The sequence below is a fragment of the uncultured Thiohalocapsa sp. genome, from assembly GCF_913062725.1.
GTDB lineage: Bacteria > Pseudomonadota > Gammaproteobacteria > Chromatiales > Chromatiaceae > Thiohalocapsa.
In genome coordinates this window covers 1-7,794 of the sequence record NZ_CAJXWY010000103.1, presented here as the reverse complement: position 1 = coordinate 7,794, position 7,794 = coordinate 1, and the positions used below count along the sequence as shown (strand labels likewise).

8 protein-coding genes are annotated in these 7,794 nt (G+C 69.1%); 1 reads left to right on the top strand and 7 read right to left on the bottom strand.

Features of this window, described 5'->3' with window-relative positions; translation table 11 throughout:
- The 3 genes from thpR to QZ588_RS17370 all read right to left on the bottom strand — a co-directional run.
- Window positions 1-639: RNA 2',3'-cyclic phosphodiesterase (thpR, locus tag QZ588_RS17380; RefSeq protein WP_295544304.1), on the bottom strand; the 639-nt coding region annotated here is incomplete at its 3' end.
- A gap of 94 nt (window positions 640-733) precedes the next feature.
- Window positions 734-1,216 carry a nicotinamide-nucleotide amidase gene (pncC, locus tag QZ588_RS17375; RefSeq protein ID WP_295544302.1) on the bottom strand — a complete coding sequence of 161 codons (483 nt, stop codon included), beginning with the start codon at window positions 1,214-1,216 and terminating at the stop codon, window positions 734-736.
- A 48-nt stretch (window positions 1,217-1,264) separates the two neighbouring features.
- Entirely contained in the window at window positions 1,265-1,711 is a 447-nt protein-coding gene (locus QZ588_RS17370; protein WP_295544300.1) for a hypothetical protein, read from the bottom strand.
- A 284-nt stretch (window positions 1,712-1,995) separates the two neighbouring features.
- On the opposite strand from QZ588_RS17370, the gene QZ588_RS17365 reads away from it, so the two are divergent.
- Complete coding sequence (locus QZ588_RS17365; protein WP_295544298.1) at window positions 1,996-2,970, top strand: ChaN family lipoprotein; 975 nt, start codon at window positions 1,996-1,998, stop codon at window positions 2,968-2,970.
- A gap of 274 nt (window positions 2,971-3,244) precedes the next feature.
- On the opposite strand, the gene QZ588_RS17360 is transcribed toward QZ588_RS17365, so the two are convergent.
- The 4 genes from QZ588_RS17360 to QZ588_RS17345 all read right to left on the bottom strand — a co-directional run bounded on the left by QZ588_RS17360 (window position 3,245) and on the right by QZ588_RS17345 (window position 7,682).
- Window positions 3,245-4,141, bottom strand: coding sequence for a prephenate dehydrogenase/arogenate dehydrogenase family protein (locus QZ588_RS17360; protein WP_295544297.1), 897 nt, complete (start codon window positions 4,139-4,141; stop codon window positions 3,245-3,247).
- Window positions 4,138-5,250, bottom strand: a complete 1,113-nt coding sequence (gene hisC, locus QZ588_RS17355; RefSeq protein ID WP_295544295.1) for a histidinol-phosphate transaminase — start codon at window positions 5,248-5,250, stop codon at window positions 4,138-4,140. The genes QZ588_RS17360 and hisC overlap by 4 nt, the downstream gene beginning before the upstream one ends.
- Window positions 5,251-5,275: 25 nt before the next feature.
- Window positions 5,276-6,361: a prephenate dehydratase gene (pheA, locus tag QZ588_RS17350; RefSeq protein ID WP_295544293.1), complete on the bottom strand. Its 1,086-nt coding sequence runs from the start codon at window positions 6,359-6,361 to the stop codon at window positions 5,276-5,278.
- 124 nt (window positions 6,362-6,485) lie between these two features.
- Window positions 6,486-7,682 (bottom strand): 3-phosphoglycerate dehydrogenase family protein, encoded by a 1,197-nt coding sequence (locus QZ588_RS17345; protein ID WP_295544291.1) that lies wholly within the window; start codon window positions 7,680-7,682, stop codon window positions 6,486-6,488.
- Window positions 7,683-7,794: the final 112 nt, after the last annotated feature.

Sequence of the window (7,794 nt, the reverse complement as noted above, 5' to 3'; positions counted from 1 at the left end):
AGTTGGTCGATGCCATCGGGCCGCTGGATCAATGGGTCGCGAGGGACCATGATGCGCTACTCGCCGAGTGAACGACCGGGGGCGGATTTGTGGGGATACCTCAGGCTCTGACCCCTTTTTTTTCTCTAGCGGCCAGTGGCGTAGGATCTGGTAGCCGCGGTTGGCGACGCCGCTGCGGGCGAGCACGAAGTGTTGTACCGGCCAGTGGATGGTCAGCGGCACCGGGTTGCTGCGGGCGGCTCTGCGCGCCAGGGTCACGTGCGGGCGATAGGGGCGCGGCTCGGGCTGGATGCCGCAGGGCAGCAGATTGTGCTGGAGCTGGCTCACGAGGTTGAAGAGGGCCGCTGGCGGGTCATCCGGGACCGCCGCCAGCAGGCGTTGACGTGGCCAGGTCTCGACGCGCTGTAGGGCAAGCTGGAAGGCCTCCAGGACCACATCGTCGCCGGCGGATGCGATGCAGGGCAGCAGGTCTGGGTCGACGTCGCCGATGAAGACCAGGGTCAGATGCAGGTCATCGGGATGGGTGGCGCGGGCGGCGCCGATGTGGCCGGTCCGCGCCTCGAGGAGCGCCGAGCGGACTGGGTCATCGGGCCACAGGGCAAAGAACAGGCGGATGCTGGCGCGACGGTCGTCCTTCATGCGGGGCGGGCTGCCGGGGTAGGGTGCTGAGGGATCATGCTGGGGTGCAGTGCCGCGGCACGTCGCCGGAGTGCCACGCGATCACGACACGCGATCACGACAACAGGGCAATGAGCCGGCTCAGTGCATGCACGACCGACTGACGGCGCACGGCATCGCGGTCGCCGGGGAAGTGCATGGTCTCGGCGCTGACGCCGGCGGGCAGCGCGAAGCCGAAGCAGACGGTGCCGACGGGCTTGTTGGCCGAGCCACCGCCGGGGCCGGCGACGCCGCTGACGGCCACCGCCACCTGGGCGGCGCTGTGGGCGAGCGCGCCCGCCGCCATCTGGCGCACCACGGGCTCGCTGACGGCGCCATGCGCGGCGAGGGTGTCGACGGTCACACCCAGCATGTCTTGCTTGGCGGCGTTGCTGTAGGTGACAAAGGCGCGATCCAGCCAGGCGCTGCTGCCGGCGATATCTGTCACGCACTTGCTGATCCAGCCGCCGGTGCAGGACTCGGCGGTGGCCAGCATGAGGCCGCTGGCGGCGAGCCGCTGGCCGAGCTGCTCGGCGAGGGCTTGCAGGTCAGTGGTCATGCGGCGTTTCGGCGCGCGGTGCTGCAGGGCGGCTGCGTTGGCAGATGCTCAGGCGGCGGGCGAAGCGGCGTCGCCCCAGCATTCGTCGAGATGACATTGCAGGCAGGCGATGAGCGCGGCTTCGGCGGCGGCGTCCAGCCGCGTGGGGTCGTGTGTGGCGCCGGTGTCGTCGCCCATCACCTGCAGCGTCATGCACAGACCCGGGTTGCGCTGCAGCCAGGTCCGCAGCATGGCCGTGAGGGCCGGCAGCATGGGCGGAAGCACGGCGAGGGCCACGGCACCGAGCACGATGAGCGGGCCCTGGCTTGGGTGGGCCGCATCGGCGCAGTGAATGGTGGCGCGCGCCGTGGGGGCCACCGAGAGTGCGACGGCGTTTTCGCGCAGCTCGTAGCGCAGTGCGGCGGTGCGGTCGAGCGCCTGCTCGGCGCACAGGGGCTGACCGGCGGTGTCCAGCAGGAGCAAGGTGAGGTTGGGGCTGTCGAGCGAATCGATCATGGCGCTTCGTTGGGCAGTTCCGACGTGTCAAGCATGCCGCAGTGCCGCCGTGATGGCAAAGACACAGATCAAACGGTAACCGGCGTTCCTGCGTTCCCCGCATCAATCCCATGGGTGCACACAACGCGGAGCCTCGCTGGCTGCATACGCGGACGGAGCCCGCCAACGACGACTAGGTTGAATACCCCGACTGAATCGCAACTTGTTCACAAAGTCAATGCGTTCAATCATGCCCGGGGCCGCCTGTCCGGGCCCGGTGTCCGCGCAGCCTCCCGGAGCAAGTCATGATGCACGTCCGCACGTCCCGCAGTTCCCGCGCCAGCCTCGCCCGTGTCTTCTCTGCCTGGACGGTGATCGTCGCCGCCGGCACGGGCCTGCTCGCGCTGGGGGTCGGGCTCATGTCCCTGGCGCTGGCGCATCCGCATCCTCATCCCGCCGCGGAGGACCACATGGCGAGCGCAAAGCTGGTAAACCCCGCGAAGCAGACGGACCTGCAGGCCCTGCTGGATGAAGTGCAGCGCACGCGTGCGGTGATGGTGGGCGAGGTGCACGACCGCTACGATCATCATCTGAATCAGCTGGCGGTGATCCGTGGCTTACATGAGCGCGGTGTGCCCATCGCCATCGGCATGGAGTGTTTTCAGCGGCCGTTCCAGCCACATCTGGACGATTTCACCGCCGGCCGGGCCTCCCTGGCGCAGCTGCTGGAGCGCACGCAGTGGCACCAGCGCTGGCGCTTCGATGTGCGACTGTACGAAGACATCCTGACCTACGCCCAGCGTCAGGCAATTCCACTGGTGGCGCTGAACGCGGCCACCGAGACGGTCTCCGCCGTGTCCGACGGCGGCATCGAGGCACTCGACGCCGAGCAGCGCGCGCTCTTTCCGCCGCGCATCGAGCTCGCCGCCGGCGCCTACCGGGCGCAGCTGAATCAAGCCTTCGCGCTGCACGGCGATATGCCCGAAGCGTATCGCGAGCGCTTCCTGCAGGTGCAATACGTGTGGGATCAGACCATGGCCCGCACCGCCGGCGACTACTTAACGGCCCATCCTGAGCGCACCCTGGTGCTGCTGGCGGGCTCCGGCCATCTGCTGCACGACGACGCCATCCCCGCGCGCCTGCGCCGCATCAACCCCGCCGAGCAGGCGGTGCTGGTGACGGACACCGGCTTCATGCCGGCGGGCGCCGAGCCCGACTACATCTTCGCCGCCCGCGACTTGTCGGTGGAGGCGCGCCCGCAGGTCGCTGAGCTGGACTAGCGGGCCTGCCGCTGGGTCTGTTGGCGGTCGGCGGCCCACGCCGCAGGGTCTTCTCGCCGGCGGCGCTGATGCCGGTGGTCTTTATCGATGCCCCGATGCCCGGTGCCGAACGGCGCTTGGCCGGCTGTCAGCATTCATTGGCTGGTCTGGTGGGTACTGGTTGTCTGTGCCGGGGGCTGCCGTGGCTGATCGCCCGCGAGTGGGCGTCTGCGGATCGGCTTGGTCTGGCTGGTCGCCCGTAGGCGGGGTCCGGCGTTGGAACGCTCGTCGGGGATCATTGCGGGGTGGAGCTGTCCGGTTTTGGCACTGAGACGCCGTCGACGTAGCTGTCGCGAGCGGTTTTGGCGCGGAAGAAGATGTCCAGCAGGTGGTCGGCGTCGCGGCGGCGGATGGTCTCGGCGAGGTGGGTCATCTCTTCGCCGAAGCGTGCGAGCATGTCGCTCAGGGCGTCGGCGTTGGCGAGGCAGATGTCCCGCCACATCACGGGGTTGCTGGAGGCGATGCGGGTGAAGTCGCGAAAGCCGCCGGCGGCGTAGCGGAAGATCTCGTCGTTGTCCTGCCGGCGGGCGAGCAGATCCACCAGCCCGAAGGCCAGCATGTGCGGCAGATGGCTGGTGGCGGCCAGCACGTGGTCGTGATGGGCCACGTCCATTTCCGTCACCACGGCGCCGGCGGTCTCCCACATGGCGCGCACCCGCGCCAGGGCCGCAGCGTCGGTTTGCGGCAGCGGCGTGAGAATGACGCGACGGTTGTGGTAGAGCTCCGGGAAGGAGGCGGCGACGCCGCTGTGCTCGGTGCCGGCGATGGGATGCCCGGGCACCAGCCGCGCGGGCACCTCGCCGAACACCGCCGCCGCATCGGCGACGACGCTGCCCTTGACGCTGCCGCCGTCGGTCATCACGGCGTCCGCCCGCAGCTGCCCCTGGATGCGCTCGAAGACGCCGCGCACGGCGCCCAAGGGCACGGCGAGGAAGACCATGTCGGCGCCGGCCACGGCCTCGGCCGGGTCACGGCTGCAGTCGTCGATGACGCCCAGATCGCAGGCCAGCTCGAGGTTCTGCGCCGAGCGTCCGCAGCCGATGATCTCGCCGACGGCGCCGGCGCCGCGCAGGGCCCGCGCCAGCGAGCCGCCGATGAGGCCGACCCCGATGATGGCGAGCCGCTCGATCACCCGCGCAGCACCTCGGCCAGCGCGGTGAGCAGGCGCGCGTTCTCGTGCCTGAGGCCAATGCTGATGCGCAAGTGGTTGGGCAGGCCGTAGTTGGCCACGGGCCGGCAGATGACGCCCCGGCGCAGCAGCGCCGCATCCACCGGCCCCACCGGCCGCCCCAGATCAGCAGTGACGAAATTGCATACCGACGGGATGTAATCCAGCCCCAGATCCGCCAGCCCGGCGGTGACGCGGGCCATTTCGGCGCGATTGTGGTCGACGGAGCGCCGCACATGGGCGCGGTCGCCGAGGGCCGCCGCCGCCGCGGCCTGGGCCGGAGCGTTGACATTGAAGGGGTGGCGGACGCGGTTCATCAGCTCCGCCACCGCCGGATGGCTGAGCCCGTAGCCCACCCGCAGCGCCGCAAGACCGTGCACCTTGGCGAAGGTGCGCGTGACGATGAGATTCGGAAAGTCCGTAAGCCAGCGGCTGGTGTCGGGGTAGTCCGGCGCCTCGACGTACTCGAAGTAGGCCTCGTCGACCACCGCGATGACCTGCGGCGGCAGGCCTTGCAGGAACGCCCGCAGCGGCCCGGCGCCGAGCCAGGTGCCGGTGGGGTTGTTGGGGTTCGCAATCCAGACCACCCGGGTACGCTCGCCCACCAGCGCCGCCATGGCGTCCAGATCATGGCCATAGTCCCGGGCGCGGGCGACGCGGGCGGTGGCGCCCACGGCCTGGGTGGCGATGGGATAGACGGCGAAGGCGTGCTCGGAGAACACCGACTCGACGCCTGGCTGCAAAAAGGTGCGCGCCACCAGATCCAGCACATCGTTGGAGCCATTGCCGACGGTGACCTGCGCCGGGTCCAGGCCATGATGCTCGGCGATGGCCCGGCGCAGCGCGAAGGCGCCGCCGTCCGGATACAGCCCAAGGTCCGCCGAACAGTCCCGAAAAGCCGCCTGCGCCGCCTCGCCGCAGCCGAGCGGATTCTCGTTGGAGGCGAGCTTCACCGCCGCGCCGATGCCAAGCTCGCGCTCGAGCTCCGACAGCGGCTTACCGGGCACATAGGGGGTGAGGCCGGCGATGTGGGGGGCGGCGAGGTGGAGGAAGGGGTGGTCGGGGGTGGCCATGGGGTGGTTGGGTGTTGGTTACTGGTTATAGGACGGCTTCCGGGTACGAGCCCAAGACCTTGCACAGGTTTGCGGCTGTCTTCAGCTGGACCAGTGCGTCGGCGACCTTGGCGTCGCTGCGGTGGCCGCAGATGTCGACGAAGAAGACGTAGTCCCAGACGCCCTGGCGGGACGGGCGCGATTCGATGCGGGTCATGCTGATGGCCTGCTCGGCGAAGGGCGTCAGCAGGCGGTGCAGGCCGCCGGCCTCGTTACGGCACGAGAGCAGCAGACTGGTCTTGTCGCGGCCGCTGGGTGGCGCGTCCTCGCGGCCGATGATGAGAAAGCGCGTGGTATTGCCGGGCTCGTCTTCGATGCACTGCGCCAGGTTGCGCAGCTCGTAGAGCTCGGCGGCGGCCTCGCCGGCGACGGCGGCGGCGTCGCCGGATCGGGCTGCGAGCCTGGCGGCCTCGGCATTGCTGCCGACGGCGACGCGCTCGGCGGCGGGCAGGTGGCGGTCGAGCCAGCCACGGCACTGGGCCAGCGACTGCTGATGGGAATACACCGTGCGCACGGCGCCCACCTCGGTGGCCCGGCTCAGCAGGTGATGGTGGATGCGCAGCATTACCTCGCCGGCGATGCGCAGCGGCGAGCGCGCGAACATGTCGAGGGTGTGATTCACCACGCCCTCGGTGCTGTTCTCCACCGGCACCACGCCGAAGTTGCAGGAGCCGGACTCGACCTCGCGAAAGATGTCACCGATGGTGCCGAAGGGCTGGGTGCGCACCGAGTGGCCGAAGTGCTTGAGCGCCGCCGCCTGGGTGAAGGTGCCCTCGGGGCCCAGGTAGCCCACCGACAGCGGGCGCTCCAGCGCCAGGCAGGCGGACATGATCTCGCGGAACAGCCGGGCCATCTCCTCGTCGTCCAGCGGCCCCGGATTCTGCGCCTTGATGCGGCGCAGGATCTCGGCCTCGCGCTCGGGGCGGTAGTAATGGGTACTCTGTCCCGCCGTCTCTTTGATCTTGGCGACTTCGCGGGCGCAGTCCGCGCGCTCGGAAATGAGCTTGAGCAGCTCCGAGTCGATGCTGTCGATACGCTCGCGAATCGGGGCGAGACGGTCTTCGCTGTTCATTGCGGGGATCGGATGGCTCGGCTGCGTTGGGGGCAGGCCCCGGCGTCGGCTTGAGTGTACCTGGAAATCCGCCGGCTGGGCGTGCGCCGTTGCCCGACGACGCGCCGGGGCACGCCCGGAGTCATCAGGCCGGCGCGCCGTCCGCGGCCGCACCGTTGCCCAGGTAGCGCACCGACAGCACGCCCTCGATGCCGGCGATATCCCGCAAGGTCTGCTGCGGGCAGGGGCCGTCCACGTCGATGAGGGTCACCGCCAGGTCGCCGCGGGAGCGGTTCAGCATGTCGATGATATTGAGACCGCCCTCGGCGAGGTCGGTGGAGATCTGGCCCACCATGTTTGGCACGTTGCGGTTCACCACAGCCATACGATAGCCGCCCTGGCGCGGCAGCATGATGTCGGGAAAGTTGACGGCGTTGGTGATATTGCCGTCTTCCAGATACGCACGCACCTGCTCCGCCACCATGATGGCGCAATTGTCCTCTGCCTCGCGGGTGGAGGCGCCGAGGTGCGGCAGGGTCACCACCCGCGGGTGGTCTTTGAGCAGGTTGGACGGGAAATCGCAGACGTAGGCATAGAGCTTGCCGGCGTCCAGGGCGGTCACGGCGGCGTCGTCGTCGATGATGCCGCTGCGGGAGAAGTTGAGCAGCACGGCCCCGTCGGGCATGTTGGCGATGCGCTCGGCGTTGATCATGTGCCGGGTCTGGTCCGTGAGCGGCACATGGAAGCTGATGAAGTCGGCGCGGGCCACCAGGTCGTCCACCGACAGCGCCGCCTCCACATCGCTTTGCAGCTTCCAGGCCGCGCGCACGGTGATGCTGGGGTCGAAGCCGATGACCTTCATGCCCAGCGCCCGGGCGGCATTGGCCACCTGCACGCCGATGGCCCCGAGGCCGATGACGCCCAAGGTGCGCCCCGGCAGTTCCATGCCGACGAATTGCTTCTTGCCCGCTTCCACGGCTTTGTTGATGGCCGCATCGTCGCCCTCCAGCGCGCGCGCGAACCGGGCCGCCTCGGCGATGTTACGCGCGGCGATGAGCATGCCGGCGAGCACCAGCTCTTTGACGGCATTGGCGTTGGCGCCCGGCGCGTTGAACACGGCGATGCCGCGCGCGCTCATGTCGGCGACGGGAATGTTGTTGACGCCGGCGCCGGCGCGGCCGATGGCCTTGACGGTGTCCGGGATGGTCATGTCATGCATTTTCGCCGAGCGCACCAGGATGGCGTCCGGGTGACCGAGCTCGGAGGCGATTTCGTAGGATTCCCGCGGCAGGCGATTCAGGCCGGCGACGGAGATGTTGTTGAGGGTTTGAATTTTGAACATGGGGAAAAACCAGTCTCAAAGAGGATTCGGAGTCGGCGGGCTGGGTGGCGGCGGGCGGGGGACGCCGTGAATACATCCCTGTAGGCTTCACGACCGCATCCCTGCGGTCGAG

Excerpts from the sequence above, each read along its gene's own strand:
- pncC (WP_295544302.1), bottom strand. The coding sequence starts at position 1,216 with ATGACCACTGACCTGCAAGCCCTCGCCGAGCAGCTCGGCCAGCGGCTC.
- QZ588_RS17370 (WP_295544300.1), bottom strand. The coding sequence starts at position 1,711 with ATGATCGATTCGCTCGACAGCCCCAACCTCACCTTGCTCCTGCTGGAC.
- QZ588_RS17365 (WP_295544298.1), top strand. The coding sequence starts at position 1,996 with ATGATGCACGTCCGCACGTCCCGCAGTTCCCGCGCCAGCCTCGCCCGT.
- hisC (WP_295544295.1), bottom strand. The coding sequence starts at position 5,250 with ATGGCCACCCCCGACCACCCCTTCCTCCACCTCGCCGCCCCCCACATC.
- pheA (WP_295544293.1), bottom strand. The coding sequence starts at position 6,361 with ATGAACAGCGAAGACCGTCTCGCCCCGATTCGCGAGCGTATCGACAGC.
- QZ588_RS17345 (WP_295544291.1), bottom strand. The coding sequence starts at position 7,682 with ATGTTCAAAATTCAAACCCTCAACAACATCTCCGTCGCCGGCCTGAAT.